Raw genomic sequence first — 21,765 nt, 5'->3', positions numbered from 1 at the left:
AATTCACTATGCCACTACACTACATGTCTTCAAAGCCCTTCGAAGACCCGAGAGTTCTGCCCGGTGGGCCGGGAATTCCACACATCCTGCAAGATGGCCAAGTTCAAGTAATTAAGCCCGGCTCTGATGGTTGGAAATGGGGCATGGTGTACTCAACAAAACGAGGCCTTGTAGATACTGTTCAGATACTCAAAACCAACTGGCAGGGTCTGCCGGATAAGGTGCCAGAGGTGAATAACTACAAGGGTTGGGACCATATGCGTTGCGATATGAATGCAGGAAAAGGGAAGTAGTGATGGAAAGCGTAAATGGATTTTTTAAAATATCGGCCATGTTGATGACATTGACTGTTATAGGTTGTCAGGCCAAACAGGCACCCACACAGGTTGTTTATCGTTTTGATGACCACCGTTTTCTCGAACTGACTGGATATAACTGCGAGGGGGCACTCTGGTATACAGATAGCCAGAGAGGCATTCACTCGCAGATTAGTTCTCAGTTCTACCAGATCTTCACCAAGACTTATATACATCCGTCCGAAAAGTATGTTGCCGTACCTTGGTGGCATACCGGGCCCGGAGGCTTGAGTGCTTCAAAAGACTATGGGAAAACATGGCAGTCTGTAGCTGCCTCCCCCGGCCCTAATGAGCCTAATGGTGACAATTCGCCACCACAGGATGATGTGATTTCCTTCACGGTTGTTAATGACCAAGGTTTTTTAATCACCAAAAAAAGCCTCTACATGTCTTCAAAGCCCTTCGAAGATCCGAGAGTTCAGCCCGGTGGGCCGGGAATTCCATTTACGACCGAAGACGGTGCGCAACATGTCCTGACAGCTCAGTTTCCGGGGTGGGCATGGGGGTCAGTTTACTTAACTAAACGCGGGTTGGAACATGATACTGCGCAGTACAAAACGAACTATCAGGGTCTTCCTGATAAAGTCCCTGAAGTGAAGAATTATAAGGGCTGGGACCATATGCGTTGCGATATGAATGCCGGAAAAGGGAAATAGTCATGTTAGGTGTGATCCGTTTAAATGACCCACTGGAGAATGGCGGCCAAGTTATCTCTGCATCAGGGTCTACGTTCATGGATATTCCTGTAGCACTGAAAGGGGACACCGTATTCTGTGAATTGCATCAAGGTACCTATCCAATCGTCGGTTGCCACAACTCGTGGACAATGAACGACCGGGGCGTGGCTGTAGATGGATGCAAGGCAGCTTGCGGGTGTGCCATGAGATCAACTCTGACCATAGCAGGAGTAGCCTAATGGTGTGGAAATTATACCCACCTCAAAAGGGAGCGGGCGACTTTAAAGTGCCCTGGTTGGTTTTCCTAATAATTTACATTGTAGTTATTGGAATCAGCCTATTGATAAGAGCCAGCACATGGCCAGATAAAAAACATGTCGATGCGGTATTTATATTTGATTCCGTGGTGTTCCCTATTTTAATCGTAACTTCAGTAATCTCAGTTCTGTGCATGTTTGTAAGTGCCGAATACCATCTTGAAGAATCAAAGAAATTAATTGCTGACTGGCAAAAATTTAGCTTGAAAAGCTATGCAAGTCAGCACTTAAAAATCGCTGCATGGTCTCTTGTATCACCCGTCAATGATCTAGCGCTCAAAATGCTGAAACTCGAGGGGGAATTTCCGCTAGCCCCTAAAACCCCCGTTAAGATAGCCACTGGTATCGACGAATTTGAAGCGACTCGCATACAGCAAATATTGAGCCAGCTTTTGACACCAATGGCAGAAACCTTAAAAAAATACCCAGATTTTGATATCACTTATTGGGTTAGGGCAGGGGATGAGTCTACAGAAGACGATATAAATTCAATAATCGCAAAATTTGATATTAAAGCCTCTGGGAATCGTAAAATGATTGGGTTGAATGAATGCCCGAATTACTCCCTCATTAATACGATGATTTCAGATTCTAACCAAGCTTATCGCTATCGACATCTGTTGATTATATGCGATATAACCAGTGATACAGAATCTGAATTTATGGAAACAGCGAGTGCCTTTTATTTCTGTAGTGACTATACAGAGCAAGATAATAAACGCCCAGTATATCTGTTTCAACCAATGACAGATAGTAGCGATATAAACAAATCAACTTCAGTATACTTAGAGATAGAAGATAGCACTGACTCAATTCCTAAAACACTCTGGCACACAGGTTTATCTCGGCTTGAGAAATACCCTTTGTTGAAAGCATTAGATGATGGCAGAACTGCACAAAACAGATTAGAACTGGAATTATCACTGGGGAAAAGGTCGGAAGGTTATGCATGGCTAGCACTTGCTGCTGCATCTGATGCAGTTATGTATGCTCAAGGGGCACAGCTTTTAGCAGCATCAGACCGAAACCAAGCTGGCTTGATAAAAATATCACCAGAACTGCCTAATGAACCCTCAGAACCCGTGATGAAAGACCACTTCATACCGATGTTTAGTGGTATTTATGCAACTTTCTTCACATTGTCTACGCTATTTGTTGGTTTGGGATTATTCGGTGAATTTCCTTCCTTATTGCTTTCAATACTCATTGCAGTAGCCGTTCTAGTAATTATTATGGGGGGTGGGTACATTTTAACAGTGTTAACTAACGACCGTGCGTGGGATGAAATGCGTAATTTAAAATAAAAATACTCATAAAGCACCTCGATGTGGTTCTTGCCCATCCATCATTAGCAACGGATGACTGCACGGAAGAACTTAGCCGTAAACAACACCCAATTTAACATAATCATGATTATGCGCACCAAAGTTGTAGTCGCTAAATCGAGACGTCTGCTTTAATGTCGCTCTCAGACAGTGCTTTACAGCAAAACGGCTTAATATCTCGAAGGAATGTTATTTATCGCCTTCAATATCCATTTTTCCATGGTGATATAATTACCAGTTTTCAACTGTGCCAGGATTTTCATAATGCTACTACGCGAAAGAAACGTACGGTTCATGACATAGGAAACGGTGCTGATACTATTTCTCAATTCTTCTGTTTCATACATCAGTTCATATAACTGATAACAAATGATTTCATAGGAAGATAACGCTGATATTTTTGCACAGTGATCATAAACGCGCGTTGCAGAGTAAATTAACATCCAGGCCAGATTTTTCCACAAATTTTCCCGCTCAATAATTTTGTTTGCTTCCTCAAGCGGCAGATAACTCACTTCTGAACCATCATTAATACGGATGAACAAATCTTCCTACTGATCCCACCGGGGAAACGTCTGTATATCCGTATCGACGGTCAGCCGCAATGTTATTTTATCCGTAAAGGCTGGTGCAGTTTGTATCATCACGCCGACGAAGTGCTGATAGGCACCTGTTCTCTGCCAGGTATTATCGGCATTGGCGGCGCCATCCCTGAAGACGCAAAAATGTATATAAAAACGCAGGTTGAATCGGAAATTGCCATCGCTGCGTTTGATGATATGCAGGCAATAATCGAAAATCTCGGGTTATGGGAAGATCTTTCCAAGCACATTGCCCGATTGACAAATCTGCTTTACATAAAAAAACGTCCAGCTCACAGCGCCCACCTCCTATGAAATTCTGCGTTTTCAGCTGCTTGAGCTGATAAAAGAACCGGCGGAAATTCGCGAAAATATCGCTGCAGCAAATTACATACAACTAAAAACACAATTGTCGCGCAGCACAATTATGAAAGTGTTGGCGCAATTAAAACAGGGCGGCTACGTGAAGATAGATAACGGTATTCTGAAAGAAATTTCCCACTTGCCGCTGCGATACTAAATTAGGTGCTGCCCCTCACTGTAATTCGCACAGGCGTGTCGCTGTAAATGCAGTAACAAAAGGCTGAGCCCTTGAAATCTGACCGTTGCCGGGACGTTCTCAAAGAATTGATTCAACATAAAATTAACCGTCAGAAACATTTCATGTAACCTAAGCGCACTTTTTCAAATGAGCAGGTCAGGGAATGAGAGCGATTAAGTCACTGTTGGGCATAATGCTGTTAAGTTTGAGCGCGTTGGCAAGCAACACTGTTGCGGCTTCCAACGACACGCCACCTCCGTTTTACGAGGGTAAAACGCTGGCGCATCCGATAATCTCGGGCGCGCGCTACAGCAGCGCCCTTTTGGTCTTTATTGAGGAAAATAAGGCCGTAAAAGGCTATTACTGCTTCTGTAGTGAAGAAGACCAAAGTGTCGATCATCTTCCCCACCTGCTCGGTACCTTCCCCGACTCCACCATCGAATCCGTATTTTATGCCGACGTAGATAAGGCAGGTCAGGTCACGCTGGTGCTGAGTAAAAGTCACGGCAAGTTCGCCCTGCGCAGCTGGCGTTATATTGAAGATGACGGCAGCTATATTCCGGTTCAGAGTTTACAACCGGTCCTCGATAAGTTGGTACGGAACAACAAAGACCTCAATGCCACGCTGATAAAACGCGCCCTCGGCCAGCTTCCACCTTATGACTACAGCGCGGAATACCCTACGTTCGGCAACCCCGATTTCGATAATATCGACTTTACCCAGGGCAAAGTTGTCGGCTGGTATCTTGACGATGGCACGCCTTCCACTGCGGCGAAACAGCCCGCAGACAGCGTCTACGCTTATAAAAAAACGTTTGCCGAAAAAGAGGGCTTATTTCTCACCGCGACTTACCGGCGTGAGGAAGACAGCGACAAACCTGAATTTCGTGTTACCGCCATCAGCTGGCAAGCCGATCCCAGTAAATTTAGCGGCAGCGAGAATGGACCCTATGTCTATTACTCGAAGCAATATGGTTTAGTGAAAGGATTTTTCCAAAAAGGCATTCCCAGCGGGAAATGGGTGACCGTCGGCGAGAACTTTGCCAGTTCCGGCAACTATGTCGCGGGACATCAGCAAGGTCAGTGGACTCTCAGCGATCAGCAAGAAACGTCGACGGGCTTGATGAAAAACGATGAGCGCGAAGGCCGCTGGGAGATAACCGACGGCATGGATGGCGAAACCCCTGAGCTGAGCGGTTTCGATACGTACCAGAATGGTCAACGCCAGGGTCCGAGCGAGCGCCGTCTGGCGGGCGTGTTGCGTTCGAAGGGCGATTATGTCGATGACCAGCCCGAAGGCATGTGGATCACTGAAAACGGCGAAGGCCGGTTCGTGAAAGGCGTGGCTAACGGTATGTGGAAGCTAAAGACGGGTGACGGCGAGATTCAGCAGGTCGAACTGGTCGCGGGCGTAAAACAGGGTGAACTGCGCTGGAGTGACAAAAACGGTAAGCTGATGCAAATCATTCATTACAAAGATAATCTTGCTGACGGCCTGTATCAGAAATTTAACGCAGCCGGCACACGGATTTATCAGGCTGACTATGTGATGGGGAAACTGGATGGCCGTGAAATCGACTATTACGACGATGGCACCACTGTGCGCGCCGACCGCGGGTACCGCAATGGCGAACTCGACGGCCTGAATGTCTACAATTTTCCCGACGGCAAACCGAAGTCCGTATCCACCCTCGATCATGGCTATGAAGTCGGTCTGATGCAGGAATTTACCGCGGCCGGAGTCAAAATCACCGAGCGCAACTACTGCCCTCTGTCGCTAAGCGGTCGCGGCTACTGCGGCAAACAGCAAACCTTCAATCCTGACGGCTCCCCGCTCACCGAGGCCGATTATCTGTTTAACCGACAGCAAACCAATAACAGTTGGTACGCCAATGGTCAGCGCCAGGATGAAACACGCATCGGCCCCGACGACAGCTACACCCAAATCAGCTATTACCCTAACGGTCAGATGCAGTGCATTAGTCGCGCTAAGGGATTCAGCCGTTTAGTGGTCGATGGCAAAGAGTACAAAGATTATCAGGGCGCGCTGCGTCAGGGCGAAAGCGCGTGTTATTACCCGGATGGCAAGGTCAAAAGCAGCGGCATCTGGAAAGACGGCAGACTGACTACAGCCTGTGAAACACGTTTCGATGAGAACGGTAAGCAGACCGCGCCCGGCCCGAAAGGCTGCGTCATCCCGAAATGGGAGTATGAAAGCTGATGTACCACACAGGAGAAATTCTCAGTGATTGATGATTCTGCACGGCGCTGGTTGCTCGCGCTCTCAGCCCCGATGGTGGCGATAAATGCCGGACCGGGTGCCGATTACGACTGCGATAAATTTTATCCCTTTGATACCAGCGTTGACCTGAGTGAGAGCTGGGGCATTGATTCCCGAGAGCAGTTGTTTGAGATGATTCTAAGAATGATCGACAACGGCCATGCGGATGATCTGGCCCATTACTTCAGACTATGGCACCGTCTGAGCCTGACTGAGTGGCACAATTATGCGGCGCATCAAACGCCGGACGTACAGGTCCTGCTGGCACTGGTGGCAGACAGCGCCGTCATGTGCGGTGACGGCGGGATCCGCGCCTGGGATTTAGCAAGGATGGGCTTTCTTTGCCGTATCGGGCTGCTTAACGGCTGGATAACGCCGGAAGAAAACGTCTGGCTGCACAGCCGTCTTGCGGTGCGCGCCCGTTACTACTACACCAGCTGGCAGCGCTATAACGCCGGTTTTATCATCGGAAGACTCTACTGGCAGTCACTCAACGCCTCTGAAGCCGATGCCCGGCGTTATGCTTTTAGCATCGACGCAGGCAGTACCACCAACATTGAATTAATGCGCCAGCTTTATACGCATCCGGAGAGCCCGATGCCTCAACTTCCGTGGCACATCACGATGATTGAGATAGACAAACCCGCATCCTTACCGGAGATGGAGCTATGAACAGCCAGCCATGTTGGGAAATACTGGGCATCGAACCGACGCAGGATCAGCAGCTGATCCGCCAGGCCTACCGCGATCTGCTGCCCACGTATCACCCCGAAAATGATCCGGAAGGGTTTAAGCGTCTGCGCGAGGCCTATGAACAGGCGCGAAAAGGTGTGGATGAACCCGCAATCCTGATGCCGTTTGAGCCACCGGCTCCCCCGCCAGAGGCGCCAGCCGCCGATCCCACCGGGCTTATCGACGCCTTCAGCGCACTTATCCATTCTCCTGCTGAGCGATATTTGCCGGTGTCTTGGCTGCGGTTTATCAGCCAACTCGACGATCACCCCGTCACCACTGTCGATAAACTTCGCTGGCCGTTGCTGGAAGCCGTTTTGCAGGTGAATTTTGTTTCTGCCGACTGCCTGATGCTGCTGGCCAACCGCCTGCAATGGCGGATGCGCTTGCCGGAACTTGAGACTGAAATGGCGCAGCGGGCGGACGACTTGCTGAATTTTGCCGAGGGCGGCGATATTTTCGATCTCTCCACCCTCGCCTCTCTCACTCTGGCGGCGCAAGACGAAACGCTGGGCTATTTCCATCAGGTCCGGCATTTTTACTGGGAACAACCGACCGGCTGGTTGCGATACCTGCTGGAGGAACCGCGCGTGATGTTCTGGCCATCATGCCCGCGCCTGATGAACCAGATGGCACGCTGGTTTAATTTAGCGGCGTTGTCGAACGCGCAGCTGCGTGACTACTGTCTGCAACAGCTTGAACTCAATCCGGATGACACGGAGTGGCTTTATCTGAGCGCCAGCCACAGCAGCATGATGGGCGATGATGAAAGCGCGTTGCCGCTGTGGCTACGTCTGCATGAGAATCATCAACATGCCGAAGCCGAACAGTGGCTGCTGGGGTGGTGTGCCCGTCATTATGCGGATTATCTGCCCCTGCTGATCCAGGCACTTGACCGCCCGGATATTCCGCCGGTGGAAACCGGTGTCGGGGAGGATGAATATGCTTACCGGCCGCAGGCACAATCACCTCAAACTCTGGTGCGCTGGGCAGCCGCGACGCTGGTCGAGGTTTCCCCGCTGGCCGCTGACTTTATCAGCTGGAAATCGGGCCGTTATCGCCCGCAGATTATGTTCCCGCATCTTATGCAGGAAGATGGCACCGATGACCTCCTGCACCTCTACTGGCAGGCGAGTATGCTGACGATGGGCAATGAAGCCTTATTACAGGCGATCCTTGACCAGCCGCTCCCCGCGATGCCGTTGCAGGCGACCCTCTTACGCGGCCTGCAGCGACAGGCTGCACAGCGTCTGGCATGGCTTCAGGGCTCGCCGGTGCTGGCGCAGTTCAGCACGTGGCTATATGCAGCCGATGAGACACCCTTGCCGGAGATTTTTGCCGACAGCGATTCTGCTGCCTGGGAGCAGAGCATTGCCTGGTTGTGGCACTGGCGGCCGCTTCCTCCTCACAGCCTGAGCAAACTGGCGCAACATCCGGCGTATGGCGAAAGCGTGTTACCGGCGCATACCAGCTGGCTGTGCTATCTCATCGAGAACGCGGATATTGATCTGCCGGAAGACGGTCAGACGTCGCCGCATGACGCGCTGCGTCAGGTGATGTTGCTGGAAACAATGCTCGACCTGAAAATCGACAACATCGCCCTGCTCAGCAGTCTGAAAGATTTTCCTCTGGATGAGCAGCATCCCTTCTGGTCGATGTATGAGGTGTTTACCCGAATTGACCCGGCTCAGGGCGATGAAGTCGGCCAGCTAAAAAGCCATCTGATTCTGGATAACTCGCTGCATTTCAACTGCTGGACCCGGCTGCCGGTCAGTATCGAAGAATATATTGCCCGTCGTGATGAAAGCTCCTCCAGCTCGGCCCACTATTTCTACCGCTATCAGCCAGAGTGGCAGGAACGGCTGGGACAATCCCCCTTCCCTTATCAGGCGTTGTATCACGCGGTATTTCTGTCGCATTACAATGCACGTTGCGCCGAGGACAATCTGGCGGAACTTGAGGCGCTCACCGCCACTTCGCCGGAGGAAGTGGCCTTCAAACAGCAATTGCTGGCGCGCCAGTTGCCGGTATTTCCGACGGACGAAAAGCTTGCCAGCGGGGCCATCTGCGCATCGGCGGTCGCTCAGGGGATCCATCAGTCAGACAGTAATCCGGAGTATTTGCTGGATGATAAACTGAGTACCGCTGCCCGAAACTGTGCGGACGATCCGGCGATGGATATCGCGTTAAGATTAGCGGCAGCAACTCTGCTGCAGGTCAATACCACCCGCCAGAATGAGTTCAGCCAGTACCCGCAGCGCCGCAGTTATTTCTGGCAGTTCTGGCGAATTAATTCACGCGTTGGACGCATGGGGCTGGTTTTGCAGATTGTGCTGGGGAGCGAGCTCGCTATCATGCTGGTTAACGCTATTCTTGCGGAGGGGCAACTCGCGAATACCGCGCTGTCGGCGCTGTTGGTCGTGATGAACCTTTACAGCGCCGTTGTGCGCCGTGGGCGGGATCTGGGTCTGGCCAGTGCGGATAAACTGAAAGAGATTAAAATTCCGCCGCTCAAATTGCTGGGAATGTATCTGTTTAAGCGCGGAATGTCTGAACCAAACCGCTATGGCCCGCCGCCCGGCTGGCGGCGAAAAAAATAGTCAAAAAATCGTGTATGCCGCCCTTCTTACCGGGAGGCATACCTTTTCACGTTATAACGTTAATTCCGCAAGCAGACCTTCGAGCCGCTGGCGCAACGGCGAGATCCGACTTTCCTGTTGGCTGGCTAACTCCTTTTCGAACTCTTCCAGCCACACTCCTATCTGCCCGCGGGTATCGCCCAGCGATTGCGCCCAGGCTTTCTCTAAACGCGCCAGCAGATTGCGGTTGGCCAGCGTGTCGCGGGGGTGAATTTTCACCGCGATTAATCGCTCACGGCTACGCTGCTGCTGTTCTGGGCTAAGGCCAATCGGACTGTGGTCGATCACTTTACTCATTGTCTCACCGCTGTCGGGCAAGTTCACATCCACTTCCAGCAATCCGTTAATGTCATAACTAAAACGCACGTCGATATTCTGTAACGTGCCGTTAGGTTTGACCGGCACCTGCAATTCATCAATAAAGATGTTATTTGCCACCAGAGGATTCTCGCCCTGATAGATAGCAATGCGGATAAACGTCTGGTCGACATGACGGGTGGTGAACGTCTCCACCCGCGAAGCAGGCACGACCGTATTGCGCTCAAGGATCGGGGAAAATATCCCGTTCCTTTGCTCGCTGGCGGTGGCAATGCCCAGCGTATAGGGGCAAACATCGGTGAGGATCACCTCTTCAATATCCTCATTGCGCAACCGACAGGCCGCCTGTGCGGCGGCACCCAGCGCCACAATGGTACCGGGATCCAGATGCTGGTGAGGTAATTTTCCGAACAGTTTGACGACGAGCTTTTGAATCACCGGCATACGCGATGCCCCGCCTACCAGCACCAGATGATCAAGCTGCTCCGGACGCAGGCGTGCATCGTGCAGTGCCTGTTCCACGGGGGCGCGCAACCGGGTCATCAGCGGCAACCAGATCTCTTCCAGTTTTGATTCGTCAAAGGAGAGCGTCCATGCCTGATCCTGCCACTGCCAGCACATCTGATGCGTGGCATTATGCTGACCGAGCTGGCATTTTAGCTGTTCCGCACTGTCGTACAGACGCGCCAGCTCGGTCGCGGGAATTGCCACGACATCGAGTTTCCACTCACTGAGACAGGCTTTAATGATCGCCTGCGTAAAGTCTTCGCCGCCCAGATAGTTGTCGCCCGCCGAACCATGCACTTCAATCAGCGGCAGATCATACTCGAGCACCGTGACGTCAAAGGTTCCACCGCCGAGATCAAACACCAGCGTGCGGCCGGTATTCTGGGTGTGCAACCCGTAGGCCATCGAGGCGGCGGTAGGTTCGTTAATCAGCCTGACGGCATTCAGCCCCGCCAGTTCTGCGGCAAAACGGGTCTGTTTGCGCTGTTCGTCGCTGAAATAGGCGGGAACCGAGATAACCACATCGGTGATGTCATGGCCGAGATAGGCCTGAGCATCCGCTTTCAGGGATTTAAGCACCAGCGCCGACAGCTCCGGTGCATCGAAGGTTTGTGTATCAAGTCGAAACTGTTTTTTGCTGCCCATAAAACGCTTAAAGAGCGCCGCTGAACGCTGCGGATGGGTTGTCAGACGCGAAAGTGCCGGGCGGCCAATTAACATACGGCCATCGTCATCCAGACTCACCACTGAAGGCGTCAAAAATTCATTCAATGCATTGGGGATTAGCCGCGCCTCACCGTCTTGCCAGACACTGATCAGACTGTTGGTGGTGCCTAAATCAATGCCAATCGCCGGGACAGCCATCTTCAGTTCCGTCATGATTCTTTCTCGTCGGGGATGTATTTCGGATGAATAATGACATAAATGTCATCGTTTTGACACGTGGTGGTTAACCTCAGGAAGGTAATATTTCTTTATTCAAACAGTACTGAAAAAACAGGCTGATAATAAATCACCGCTTTTCATTCTTTGAATTTAAATATCAACATTTCAAATAAAAAAGGAATTCACATGACCTCCATTAAAACCTTATTCGCTGCCCTTTTTTTGAATGTCGCCTGCCTGACCTCGGCATTTGCAGCGAACCCGCTGAGCGTTCACGTACTGAATTTGCAGGACGGACTTCCTTCTGCCGGTGTCACCGTGTTGCTGGAAAAACAAGAAGGTAATCAGTGGGTCCGCCTGAGTGACGGTGTCACTAACGATCAGGGTCGGATCCCAGCGCTCTATCCAAAAGACGGGACGATGGAAAAAGGGAATTACCGTGTGACATTCAAAACAGGCGAATGGTTTGAAAAACATCACACCCCGACATTCTTCCCGGAGATCCCGGTGATATTCAAAGCTGACGGTTCTGTTCCACACTATCATATTCCCCTGCTGGTCAGCCCTTACGGTTTCTCCAGTTATCGCGGCAATTAATAGGCGTTATATAACAGACAGAAAATTTAATAATGGCCGGGGATCCGGCCATTAACTCTCAGGTCAGGCGTCGGCCTGCCATTGTCAGCCTGCTGTTCAATTCCCCAAAAAATCCCGCTGCTGGTCAGAAAAAACCTAAAATAGGGCCTTTGCGCGTTTTTTTCTCATAGACGACCCTGTATGACTGTCTTTCTTTCACTTTTGCACTGTATACAGAAGGAGATACATTCCGTTGCGTACCCTTTTTGACCATTCAAACGGGTAACGAGCATGAATATTGCCTGAGGCTGTTTATGAAATTACGTTCCCTGCAAGTTCTCTGTTTGCTCAACTTTTTCATCGCCGATGTCCGCGACGGGCTGGGGCCATTTTTAGGCATCTTTCTGGTGTCCCATCACTGGCGGGCGGAAGAGATTGGTCTGGTTATGACGCTCGGCGGTCTGGCCGGATTAGTCGCCACGTTCCCGTCCGGGATGATTGTGGATGCCACGCGTTATAAGCGACTGTTAATTATCACCTCATCCCTGCTGATCACCCTGAGCACGCTGGCCCTGTGGTACTTCCCTGTCTCTGCCGTCGTGATTGCCTCGCAAATCATCACGGGTTTAGCAGCCGCGATCGTCGCACCCGCCATTGCCGGGATCACCCTGGGGATCGCCGGTCAGCAAGGTTTTTTGGGACAGATGGGCCGAAACGAAGCTTTCAATCACGGCGGTAATATGGCGGTCGCCGTGCTGGCGGCGGTGACATGCTGGATCTGGGGAACCGGATCGGTATTTTTACTGATGACAACAATGGCGGTGTTTACCGTCATAACGACATTAGCGATTAATAAAAACGACATCGATCATAATGTGGCGCGCGGTAGTGAAAAACACGATGGCCTGGCCGTTTCTGTTCCTTTTTTTGCGTTGCTGAAGCGGCCTGAGCTGGCCGTAACGGGCTTTACCCTGCTTCTTTTCCACCTGGCCAATGCGGCACAATTGCCGATGCTGAGCATGCAGGTTGCCTCTTCCCCTTCTGGCTCTATATTCACACCGGGCACTTATGCCGCACTCACCGTCGCTATCTCTCAGGCCGTCATGATCCCGGTGGCTCTGCTCACTTCGCGATACGCATCTGAGTATGGTTATGCAAAACTTATCGTCATTGCGCTTATTGTGTTGCCTTTTCGGGCTGCCATTGCGTCCTTTTGGAGTAACGAGTTCGTGTTATTTCCTGTGCAAGCGCTGGACGGCGTGGCCGCGGGTATTTTAGGTGTTGCCATCCCTGGGCTGATTGCCTCGTTGTTTAATGGCACAGGTCATATCAACGCAGCACTTGGCCTTGTGATGCTGCTGCAAGGGCTAGGCGCCTCGCTCAGCCCGGCGCTGGCCGGTGCCATTGTCAGCCATACTTCCTGGAGTTTTGCCTATCTCATTCTTGGAGGAATTGCCCTGTGTGCCCTTGCCATCTGGCTGATCTTTTGCAGGCACGTCTTTCATTCGGCAGGTGGCATGAAGAGAAATCAATCGGCTTAGCGTTCATTATTTATTGGCAGGCCAGCTCGCTGAGGGGATGTTCATCCCCGAAAGCCGCAAACGGCTTCGGAACGGGATAAGATAGCCGTAAGATCTCAGGCACTACCCTATTTTATTCCGTTAAGGAGAATGGCAATGACCTCGTCACAACCCCGTTTTGAACTGACCGCTGTCCCGTCGCCAAAGACGTTTCCCCATGTGAAAATGCCTGTTATCAGCGACAACGTGATGGCGCTGCGGCTGAAGAAGATTCTGACGGCTATGCAGCAGCATAATCTCGATGCCCTGATCATCTATGCCGATAAAGAACATGGCGGGAATTTTGAATACCTTGCTGGCTTTATTCCCCGTTTTGAAGAGGCATTGCTGATATTGACCGCTGACGGACAACTTAGCTACGTGATGGGAAATGAGAACCTCAAGCTGGTGCCTTATGCGCGAAACAGCGGAAAGTGTCTCCATGCGCCAGCCTTTTCGCTGCCGAATCAGCCGATGGATAACGATGCTCCGCTGACTGAGGTATTGGCTCAGGCTGGTTTGAAGCATGAAAACCGGATTGGCGTCGTTGGCTGGAAGTTGTTCACCAGCAAGCTTGGCGATAATCAGTATCAGTTCGATGTGCCTGCTTTCATTCTGGAAGCGGTTATCGACATTGCCGGAAAACGGGAAAACGTGGTCAATGCCACCTCGCTGTTTATCTCTCCCGCGCACGGCGTACGCCGTTTAAATACAGCCAGCGAAATCGCCTTTTATGAGTACGGCGCAAACCTGGCTTCCACCAATATATTGGCTGCGCTGGATGAGATTGCACCGGGGAAAACGGAGAAACAGATAGGTCAGTTGCTGTCTGCCGATGGGCAGCCGGGCAACGTCGTGATGATCGCCGCCACCGGTGATCGTTTCGCTAATGCCTGTTTGTATCCGACGGATAAAGAGATCCGCCTCGGAGATAAATTCTCGCTAACGGTCGGGTTTAAGGGTGGGCTGAGCAGCCGTTCGGCCTATGTCGTGGCAGCACAACATGAACTGGCGCCTGCGGTGGCGGACTATCTTTCAGCGTTGGCTATTCCTTACTATCATGCAGTTACCACCTGGCTCGAAACGCTTCAACCAGGCCTGACGGGCGGTGAACTTTATCAAACCATCGAAAACGTGATGCCGAAAGAGAAGTTTCACTGGCATCTGAATCCCGGTCATCTGGTGGCCGATGAAGAGTGGCTCTGCTCCCCTGTCTATGCGAATTCAACGATCAGGCTTGAGAGTGGGATGATTTTTCAGATAGACATTATCCCTTCGCTGCCCGGCTACGGCGGATGCAGCATTGAAGATACTGTTGCGCTGGCTGATGCCACACTGAGAAACGAGCTGCAAAGCCACTTCCCGGAAGTCTGGCAACGGATGGAAACGCGCAAAGCCTATCTGCGGGATGTGCTCAATATCAGGGTGTCAGAGGACGTGATTATCCTGTCTAACACGGTGGGATATCTGCGCCCTTTCCTGCTTGATAAAAACCGGGCGCTGGTTCGTCAGCGCTGACAGGCTTTTTAAGGGCTGACGACGGCGTCATCAGCCCGCATCCTCAACTCAGGTCTTCACCGTTCGTCGCGATGACTTTCTGATACCAGTGGAATGATTTCTTCCTGTAACGGTTGCCCGTGCCGCTGATGTTATCGTCGAGATCGACATAAATCAGCCCGTAGCGTTTGCTCATCTCACCGGTAGACATACTCACCAGATCGATACAGCCCCACGGGGTGTATCCCATCAGTTCCACTCCGTCTTCAACCGCATCGGCCATGGCTTCAATATGCTGACGCAAATATTTAATGCGGTAGTCATCGGCAATGTAGTGGTTTTCATCTGGCTTATCGATAGCACCCAGCCCGTTCTCAACAATGAACAGCGGTTTCTCATAACGGTCATAAAGCTGATTGAGCGCAATACGAAGTCCCACTGGATCAATTTCCCAGCCCCACTCGCTGGCCTCCAGGAAAGGATTGCGTGCGCCGCCGAGAAGGTTTCCCTCGGCAGATAATGCATCCGGATTGGTTTTATTGATGGTGGAAGACATGTAATAGCTAAACCCAATGTAATCCACTGTATGTTGTTCAATAAGCGCCAAATCCCCCGGCTGAATGTCCAGTTCTACGCCCTTCGACGCCCAGAGTCTTTTTGCGTAGTACGGATACTTACCGCCCGCCTGCACGTCGGCACAATAAAAATTGAATGCCTGAGTCTCTTTCAGGGTCTCAAGCTGATTAACCGGATCACAGTCGTAAGCATAATTCGTCGCATAGAGGATCATGCAACCTATCTGAATCTTGGCATTGGTTTCATGGGCAATTTTCACCGCCAAACTGCTTGCGACGAACTGGTTATGCCACGCCTGATATTTGGCCTGATCGTCGAGTGCGCCAGTTTTTACGGTCAGCCCCTGACTCATAATAGGAAAATGCGCCGCGCTGTTGATCTCGTTAAAGGTCATCCAGTAGTTAACTTTATGGCCATAACGCGTCAGCACCGTGCGGGCAAAACGCTCAAAGTGACCTATAAGTTCACGGTTTTTCCAGCCACCAAACTCTTTCGCCAGATGCAGCGGCATTTCATAATGGGAAAGGGTGATAACGGGTTCAATGCCCTGCGCGATGCAGGCGTCGATAACCTCATCATAATGTTTCAATCCCGCTTCATTGGGTTGCTGCTCGATGCCGTTGGGATAAATTCGGGTCCAGGCAATTGAAAACCGGTAACACTTGAAGCCCATTTCCGCAAACAGCGCAATGTCATCCTGAAAGCGATGGTAGTGATCAATACCCTTGTGATTAGGATAAGTATGGCGCGTTGTATCAAGTGAGAAATCAAACTCAGGCGAGGAGACAATACTTAACCGTTTTTTTCCTCCGGGGATGGCATCGACTATCGACAGCCCTTTGCCGTCCTGATCGTATGCCCCTTCAACCTGGTTGGCGGCCGTCGCCCCACCCCACATAAAGTTTTGCGGAAACTTCTCTTTCATCACTTCCTCCTTAAAATCCCGCTCTGGGATCGACTCAATAACGTCTGTCTGATCATTGCTGCCAGCCACATCAACCGCGGTACATTGTCCGTGGGCTGACCAATGGGCTAAACGATACACTGTAACTTCCCGACGGAGAAATAAAAGCAGCGATTTCAACGGCCCTTTGAAGATCAGCCTGAGTTCGGTAAAACAGAAATTTGAACGCTAATATTATTGCAAGGTGTTATAAAACCTACGCGGGGTAAACAAGGCTGACTCCTGCAAAAGAATGTTCTCTTACATGCAACCGTGACAAAAGGCAGGGATATCATGAATGACATCGCACCAGATGACATAAGCTGGATGCCTTCACGGACGGCAAAGTATCTTTGCCGTCAGACGGAGCGCTTAGTAAAAGGAGGTAGCCTTACCCCTGATGCCTGTCAGCGTATTTACTCTTTTTGCGGTGTGCGGCCTGGAACTGGCCAGTGGCGGACATTCCTCATCCCCGTGCTCTTTAGCCTGGGTTTATTGTCACTGGTTACCGGCGCTCTGTTTTTTGTTGCCTGGAACTGGGCTGATATGCCGAAGATCACCAAATTCGCACTGACCGAATTATTGATCGTCGCGCTGGCTGCCGTTGTCTGGTGGCGCTGGTATCACCGCGCGGCGCGCAGCGCTTTGCTTGCGGTGGGATTGAGCTTCGGCGCCCTGTTTGCTTTGTACGGGCAGGTGTATCAGACCGGTGCTGACAGCTGGGAGTTGTTCAGAGCCTGGCTATGCGTTCTCCTGCCACTGGCGCTGATTGGGCGGCAAAACAGTCTGTGGTTTTGCAGCTGGCTGGTTGCTAATCTGGGATTTCAACTCTATTACACCACGTTGTCGTTGTCCTTCGTGGACATCTTATCGTTTGATATCTTCGTTCAACTTCCCACTACGGTGCTCTGCAGTTATTTGGCTGCGCTGGCGTTGTGCCTGATTTTCCGGGAAGTGCTGGCCTTACGGGCGATAAAACATCATCCCGAAAGCTGGCTGGCGAGCCGCTGGTTCTCCCGGCTTATGGCGGGATTTTTGTTACTGCTGCTGACCTGCATCGTCGCCGGAAACATGTCCGGTTGGGGGCGTGATACCCCCCTTACGCTTATTACCGGCTTCTGGTTAATCACCTTACTGGCGGGCTATTACCTGTATCGTTATCGCTATCCGGATCTTTGCATGCTGACTCTGGGTACTGCCAGCCTGACGGCCTCGGGCTGCGTCCTGATCATGCAATTGTTTGATAACTCATACGATGTGGGTGATCTGTTTCTGATCGGTTGCCTGATGGCATTGTGGGTGGCTGGCAACGGTGCCTTACTCCTGCACTGGCGACGCAAGCTGTATGACCGCGCGCCGGTCGACGTAGCGCCTGCTGAATTAACAGCGCTGACAGAAAAATTGCTTCAGCATGGTTTGCTGAACCAGACGCAGATTCAGGAAATTCAGCAGCATGATCACTCCTCCCATCTTCCCTGGTATCTCAGGCTTGCGCTGAGCATCGGTGGCTGGGTGGCTGCCATGATCATTCTGTTACTGCTGGCGTTGATTCTCTATATGTCCGACTTGCTCAACGACCCTGATGCAACCACCGTCATTATTCCTTCCTTGCTCCTCGCGGCCATCGCGGGCGGCCTCTTACGCACACAGGGAGCGGGAAAACATCATATCGGACTGGCCTGGGCGATTGCGGCGACGTGCGGGCTTTGTGTCGGTGTCTTTATGCTGGTCGAACCCGACGGAGAAACCTTTATTCTGGTGAGTTCTCTGTGCGCGCTGCCGGTGCTGGCCGGGATGGCAATGGTTATGCCCGATCGGACATACCGGTTTATGGCCATCACTGTTATGACGCTTCTGTTGATTCTGTCGGGGCATTCCCTGACCAATCTGTACTTACCGCCCGTTAGCGGTTTGTGTGCCATTTCGGCGCTGGTCGCCTGTGTCATGATTTTTTGGTTGTGGATCGTCAGGAATCAGCTGAATTTGCAGACGGGTCCTTTTGCTGAAGGGGTTCATCCGCTTATACATGGCATTCCTGCGGGTCTGATTTTACTGTGCTTCCTGGGAATAAATGCTGAGTTTATCTCGGATATTTTCTGGTATACGCCGCAGTTTTCTACTCTTCAATTGGGTTTAGGTGGCGGCATTGCGGCAGGCTTAACATTCAGTGCGCTGTACCAGAGAGTGGTTGAGAAGACGCATTTATCACTATTCACTTTACCGGCTGCGATCCTTTGTGGCGCTGCCGCCGTCTATGCCCCCGGTATGGGGCTGGGTCTGTGGCTGTTACTCATGGCCCGTTATCAGGGGAGTCAGGGGAGTCTGCTGGTCAGTGGTGGTTTCCTAATGCTGTATGTTTCGGGTTGGTATTACTTCCTCGGTGTCACTCTGTTGCATAAATCTTTGCTGCTGTTGGTCAGCGGTTTGGTTTTACTGGTGCTGACATGGGTGGTCAAAAAGTTTTTACCTGCACACAGCGGAGGTGCCTATGAAAACCAATAATCTGAGGAAATGGCTGGCCGGAATGGTGATATTGCTGGCGCTGGTGGCCGTCAATGCCGGGATCTGGCAAAAAGAGCGGATACTGAAAATGGGAGATGTGATGATTTTAGAACTTGCCCCGGTTGATCCGCGCTCTCTCATGCAGGGCGATTATATGGCGCTCAGTTATGCCATTACCCGACCTTTGCAGCTGGAGCTAGATCAGCAACATCAGGTCTGCAACTCCGTCCCCTCCACGCCTTGTTTACCCCTTAGCGGGAAAATTATTGTCGATCTTGATACGCAGCGACAGGTCACTCAGGCAAGGTTTGATCAAGGCCACCCCCTTAAAGCAAATCAGTTACGGGTGAAATACCATATGAATTCCGGTTCGCTGACAGTAGGCACCAACGCTTATTTCTTTCAGGAAGGCCACGGTGAACGTTTCGTCCATGCGCGCTATGGGGCATTTCGGGTGAGTAAAGACGGTACAGCATTACTGACGGCGATGCTGGATGAGAGAGGTGAAGTGATTGAGCCGTAACTGAGCGACTTGTTGTAAGTTTTCCCGTGGGTGATTTTGAACTTTTGTTTTTCCACGGGATATCGCTACAGGATGAGGAATATGCAGATCTGATCCTGATTGCGGCCAAAGTTGGATTCATTCAATAAAGCCCTTATCGGATTAAAAGTAATACAAAAATAGTTCGTTGTTAGATGCCTGATTTCATAGAGTAAATTTTCAGCACGATTAAAGTGATCCTCGATTTCTTCTGCTATAATTATCAAAAATACGTTATTACCTTTAGGTTTTATCTGGTTTTAATAAAAAAATATCAATCAAATCAGGCGATTAAATGTCAAACAATTCACTTATCGCGAGTATCGCAAAAATTAAAGGTTTCGATTTAAACCTGTTGCTGATTTTCGAGGCCATCTTCATTCATAAGAGCGTCTCCAGGGCCGCTGCGTTGTTAAGTGTCAGCCCTTCTTCCGTGAGTCAGTCACTGAGCAGGCTTCGTAGCTATTTTGGCGATCCATTGTTTATTCGCGAAGGCAAGGGGCTGGTCGCCACGACGGTTGCTGAGAATCTGCACATTCATTTGAGTGATGGTTTTAGTCAACTGATTAACAGCCTCGACTATTTTTCGGATACCAGTACAAAAAGCAAATTCGTTATACACTCGACACCCTACGCGGCAATGCGTTTATTGCCAGACATTTGTGCCAAAATCCTGGAGGATAAGCTCAGTTGTGAAATTAGTCATATAAACTCGGACGCGCTTATTGACTCTGTCGAGGATGTTTTGATTTACCGCAAAGCGGATATTGTTTTTGATAGCAAGCCGTATTACAACTTCTCAACGATAACTGAAGTCTATTTGACTGAATACCCTGTCCCCGTATGCCGTAAGGAGCACCCGCGACTGGCGAACAGATTGAGGGCAGAGGATATTGATCATGAAAGTTTTACTTTTTTGAACGCGGGTTCTGAAGGCGTAAAGCGCATGCAAAATGGCATTTTAGATTTCTTCGGACATCGTGACTTTTTCTTCAGCAGCAGTTCAATTATTGCTAATACTTCCGTTATCGAAAAGTCTGATGTGGTTGGATTTATTCCACGATGGTTTGCCGAGAAGTTTAGTCACAGTTTCAATATTAAAATTCTTGAATGTGATTTCGTTCCTGAGGCAGTTCCTTTATATATGACCTACAATAAAAGCTCGCTGAAAAACCCAAGTTTTGTGGCGTTGTTGAAAATAATGAATTCGCTAAAAGAGCTCGTGTAGCAGTTCCGCGATGAAAGAAAAAAACAGGCTGATCTCGGTGCTTTTTTTCTGGCCGGGTTCTCATGGGGAACTGCGCACTTAAATGACTTATTATTGTTGAGGTGGTAATATCATTTCCTTAGCGCATCTTTTCCATCTTCTTAAGAAGAATGCTTTTGTTTTTGGATTTTTTCAATTCTTTCAAATAGCTCATATAGAGACTAGGTTTTTTGAACCCAAGGTTAAAGTTATAGTTCAATGATTTAACATTGAATGAAGCGCACAGCTTGAGATAAATATTCTGCGGCACGGTGCAAATCATATCGCTGACTTCGACAACGGCAAGGAGATCCAAATAGTAGTGGCTGCAAAAACCAATTATTTTATCTTCGTTCTGAATGTGTTGGCTGTAATCACTTTTTCTCTCGTGGATTGACGGGGCTTCTAACACCGCGTGAGTTTCCTCGGTATACTCTTTCAGGCTAATGGAATGAGTAAGACGTGGGTGATTGTCATAACAGACAATACAATACTCTTCCATGAACAGTCTTCTGAAAAATATATCAGGGTGTTCAACAGGAGTATAGTCGAAAATAATATCCACTTCATTGTCTATCAGAAGACTGGTGTGATCTTTCCTTGAAATGGGTAAGTCAATATGTTTGATTGAAACGAATGGCAAATCTTGAGTAAGCTGGAATGCTAAAGGGATCACATTCGTTGCAATATGTGGTGAACATGAGATAAGCAGCTGACTCTGATCACCGTCATTGTTCTCCAGCTCATTGGTGATGTTATTTTTTTTAAGATTCTTCTGTATTTCCCGATGTAAATTCCTGGCGAATTTAGTGGGTTCAAGAGCGTTCTTTTCGCGAATAAACAGAGGGTCTGAATATAACGCTCTTAATTTCTTTATTGCCATACTGACTCTTGATGGCGTCATATTGAGTGATAATGCTGCTTCTCTCATGCTTTTGCGATTCATCACCACATCAAAAATGTGCAAACGTTCCAAGAAAGCTCTGTTATTTTTGTCATGCTCCATGAGGAATATCCTTATCCTGATAGTTTTGTGGCCTTTGACATTCTTACAACCTAAATATTTTCCTATATCACCAGTAATTCACTGAACAGGTTAACGTACACCCAATAAGAAGCATAAATTGCGTGCGTAATTTTAACTCATGTGAGTTCATTAGTCTTGA

The 21,765-nt window shown here is 49.9% G+C and carries 18 protein-coding genes and 1 pseudogene; 15 read left to right on the top strand and 4 right to left on the bottom strand.

Going from position 1 to position 21,765, the window contains the following annotated elements; genetic code table 11:
• The 4 genes and pseudogenes from TU92_RS22375 to TU92_RS14535 form a co-directional block, all read left to right on the top strand.
• Positions 1-293: pseudogene (locus TU92_RS22375) on the top strand (T6SS immunity protein Tli3 family protein); the annotation flags it as partial.
• A 2-nt stretch (positions 294-295) separates the two neighbouring features.
• Positions 296-1,012: a T6SS immunity protein Tli3 family protein gene (locus tag TU92_RS14545; RefSeq protein ID WP_244207810.1), complete on the top strand. Its 717-nt coding sequence runs from the start codon at positions 296-298 to the stop codon at positions 1,010-1,012.
• Positions 1,013-1,014: 2 nt separating this feature from the next.
• The gene (locus TU92_RS14540; protein ID WP_112167932.1) at positions 1,015-1,272 is read left to right on the top strand and encodes a PAAR domain-containing protein; all 258 of its coding nucleotides are present in this window, start codon (positions 1,015-1,017) and stop codon (positions 1,270-1,272) included.
• Complete coding sequence (locus TU92_RS14535) at positions 1,272-2,654, top strand: hypothetical protein (protein WP_112167931.1); 1,383 nt, start codon at positions 1,272-1,274, stop codon at positions 2,652-2,654. The genes TU92_RS14540 and TU92_RS14535 overlap by 1 nt, the downstream gene beginning before the upstream one ends.
• 191 nt (positions 2,655-2,845) lie before the next feature.
• Here the strand turns inward: TU92_RS14535 and TU92_RS14530 are convergent, their stop codons facing one another.
• A complete protein-coding gene (locus TU92_RS14530) occupies positions 2,846-3,220 on the bottom strand; it encodes a helix-turn-helix domain-containing protein (RefSeq protein ID WP_112167930.1) in 375 nt (124 codons plus the stop codon).
• Positions 3,221-3,310: 90 nt separating this feature from the next.
• Between TU92_RS14530 and TU92_RS22475 the strand changes: the two genes are divergently transcribed.
• The 5 genes from TU92_RS22475 to TU92_RS14510 all read left to right on the top strand — a co-directional run bounded on the left by TU92_RS22475 (position 3,311) and on the right by TU92_RS14510 (position 9,410).
• The gene (locus tag TU92_RS22475; RefSeq protein WP_244207811.1) at positions 3,311-3,571 is read left to right on the top strand and encodes a hypothetical protein; all 261 of its coding nucleotides are present in this window, start codon (positions 3,311-3,313) and stop codon (positions 3,569-3,571) included.
• A gap of 1 nt (position 3,572) precedes the next feature.
• A complete protein-coding gene (locus TU92_RS22470) occupies positions 3,573-3,776 on the top strand; it encodes a helix-turn-helix domain-containing protein (RefSeq protein WP_345789227.1) in 204 nt (67 codons plus the stop codon).
• A 214-nt stretch (positions 3,777-3,990) separates the two neighbouring features.
• A complete protein-coding gene (locus TU92_RS14520) occupies positions 3,991-6,018 on the top strand; it encodes a toxin-antitoxin system YwqK family antitoxin (RefSeq protein WP_244207812.1) in 2,028 nt (675 codons plus the stop codon).
• A 24-nt stretch (positions 6,019-6,042) separates the two neighbouring features.
• The gene (locus tag TU92_RS14515) at positions 6,043-6,750 is read left to right on the top strand and encodes a DUF1266 domain-containing protein (RefSeq protein ID WP_244207813.1); all 708 of its coding nucleotides are present in this window, start codon (positions 6,043-6,045) and stop codon (positions 6,748-6,750) included.
• Positions 6,747-9,410, top strand: coding sequence for a DnaJ domain-containing protein (locus TU92_RS14510; RefSeq protein ID WP_112167928.1), 2,664 nt, complete (start codon positions 6,747-6,749; stop codon positions 9,408-9,410). The genes TU92_RS14515 and TU92_RS14510 overlap by 4 nt, the downstream gene beginning before the upstream one ends.
• 51 nt (positions 9,411-9,461) lie before the next feature.
• Here the strand turns inward: TU92_RS14510 and TU92_RS14505 are convergent, their stop codons facing one another.
• Positions 9,462-11,144: an Hsp70 family protein gene (locus TU92_RS14505; protein ID WP_425272547.1), complete on the bottom strand. Its 1,683-nt coding sequence runs from the start codon at positions 11,142-11,144 to the stop codon at positions 9,462-9,464.
• Between the two features lie 201 nt (positions 11,145-11,345).
• Here TU92_RS14505 and uraH point away from each other — a divergent pair, with 201 nt between their 5' ends.
• The 3 genes from uraH (at position 11,346) to TU92_RS14490 (ending at position 14,812) form a co-directional block, all read left to right on the top strand.
• Positions 11,346-11,756 carry a hydroxyisourate hydrolase gene (gene uraH, locus TU92_RS14500; RefSeq protein ID WP_112167926.1) on the top strand — a complete coding sequence of 137 codons (411 nt, stop codon included), beginning with the start codon at positions 11,346-11,348 and terminating at the stop codon, positions 11,754-11,756.
• Positions 11,757-12,049: 293 nt separating this feature from the next.
• Complete coding sequence (locus TU92_RS14495; protein WP_112167925.1) at positions 12,050-13,276, top strand: MFS transporter; 1,227 nt, start codon at positions 12,050-12,052, stop codon at positions 13,274-13,276.
• 135 nt (positions 13,277-13,411) lie between these two features.
• Positions 13,412-14,812, top strand: coding sequence for a M24 family metallopeptidase (locus TU92_RS14490; RefSeq protein WP_112167924.1), 1,401 nt, complete (start codon positions 13,412-13,414; stop codon positions 14,810-14,812).
• Between the two features lie 43 nt (positions 14,813-14,855).
• Here TU92_RS14490 and TU92_RS14485 read toward each other — a convergent pair whose 3' ends face one another.
• Positions 14,856-16,292, bottom strand: a complete 1,437-nt coding sequence (locus TU92_RS14485) for a glycoside hydrolase family 1 protein (RefSeq protein WP_112167923.1) — start codon at positions 16,290-16,292, stop codon at positions 14,856-14,858.
• 312 nt (positions 16,293-16,604) lie between these two features.
• Between TU92_RS14485 and TU92_RS14480 the strand changes: the two genes are divergently transcribed.
• The 3 genes from TU92_RS14480 to TU92_RS14470 all read left to right on the top strand — a co-directional run bounded on the left by TU92_RS14480 (position 16,605) and on the right by TU92_RS14470 (position 20,581).
• Positions 16,605-18,812, top strand: a complete 2,208-nt coding sequence (locus tag TU92_RS14480) for a DUF4401 domain-containing protein (RefSeq protein WP_112167922.1) — start codon at positions 16,605-16,607, stop codon at positions 18,810-18,812.
• Positions 18,799-19,335 carry a GDYXXLXY domain-containing protein gene (locus TU92_RS14475; RefSeq protein ID WP_112167921.1) on the top strand — a complete coding sequence of 179 codons (537 nt, stop codon included), beginning with the start codon at positions 18,799-18,801 and terminating at the stop codon, positions 19,333-19,335. Before TU92_RS14480 ends, TU92_RS14475 begins: the two co-directional genes overlap by 14 nt.
• A 313-nt stretch (positions 19,336-19,648) precedes the next feature.
• Positions 19,649-20,581, top strand: coding sequence for a LysR family transcriptional regulator (locus tag TU92_RS14470; RefSeq protein WP_112167920.1), 933 nt, complete (start codon positions 19,649-19,651; stop codon positions 20,579-20,581).
• A 118-nt stretch (positions 20,582-20,699) separates the two neighbouring features.
• Here TU92_RS14470 and TU92_RS14465 read toward each other — a convergent pair whose 3' ends face one another.
• Positions 20,700-21,605: a LysR family transcriptional regulator gene (locus TU92_RS14465; protein ID WP_112167919.1), complete on the bottom strand. Its 906-nt coding sequence runs from the start codon at positions 21,603-21,605 to the stop codon at positions 20,700-20,702.
• Between the last annotated feature and the right edge of the window lie 160 nt (positions 21,606-21,765).

Source organism: Rahnella inusitata, from assembly GCF_003263515.1.
Taxonomy (GTDB): domain Bacteria; phylum Pseudomonadota; class Gammaproteobacteria; order Enterobacterales; family Enterobacteriaceae; genus Rahnella; species Rahnella inusitata.
This window is presented reverse-complemented; position numbering and strand designations above follow the sequence as displayed.

Excerpts from the sequence above, each read along its gene's own strand:
- TU92_RS14545 (WP_244207810.1), top strand. The coding sequence starts at position 296 with ATGGAAAGCGTAAATGGATTTTTTAAAATATCGGCCATGTTGATGACA.
- TU92_RS14540 (WP_112167932.1), top strand. The coding sequence starts at position 1,015 with ATGTTAGGTGTGATCCGTTTAAATGACCCACTGGAGAATGGCGGCCAA.
- TU92_RS14535 (WP_112167931.1), top strand. The coding sequence starts at position 1,272 with ATGGTGTGGAAATTATACCCACCTCAAAAGGGAGCGGGCGACTTTAAA.
- TU92_RS14520 (WP_244207812.1), top strand. The coding sequence starts at position 3,991 with ATGCTGTTAAGTTTGAGCGCGTTGGCAAGCAACACTGTTGCGGCTTCC.
- TU92_RS14510 (WP_112167928.1), top strand. The coding sequence starts at position 6,747 with ATGAACAGCCAGCCATGTTGGGAAATACTGGGCATCGAACCGACGCAG.
- uraH (WP_112167926.1), top strand. The coding sequence starts at position 11,346 with ATGACCTCCATTAAAACCTTATTCGCTGCCCTTTTTTTGAATGTCGCC.
- TU92_RS14495 (WP_112167925.1), top strand. The coding sequence starts at position 12,050 with ATGAAATTACGTTCCCTGCAAGTTCTCTGTTTGCTCAACTTTTTCATC.
- TU92_RS14490 (WP_112167924.1), top strand. The coding sequence starts at position 13,412 with ATGACCTCGTCACAACCCCGTTTTGAACTGACCGCTGTCCCGTCGCCA.
- TU92_RS14485 (WP_112167923.1), bottom strand. The coding sequence starts at position 16,292 with ATGAAAGAGAAGTTTCCGCAAAACTTTATGTGGGGTGGGGCGACGGCC.
- TU92_RS14480 (WP_112167922.1), top strand. The coding sequence starts at position 16,605 with ATGAATGACATCGCACCAGATGACATAAGCTGGATGCCTTCACGGACG.
- TU92_RS14475 (WP_112167921.1), top strand. The coding sequence starts at position 18,799 with ATGAAAACCAATAATCTGAGGAAATGGCTGGCCGGAATGGTGATATTG.
- TU92_RS14470 (WP_112167920.1), top strand. The coding sequence starts at position 19,649 with ATGTCAAACAATTCACTTATCGCGAGTATCGCAAAAATTAAAGGTTTC.
- TU92_RS14465 (WP_112167919.1), bottom strand. The coding sequence starts at position 21,605 with ATGGAGCATGACAAAAATAACAGAGCTTTCTTGGAACGTTTGCACATT.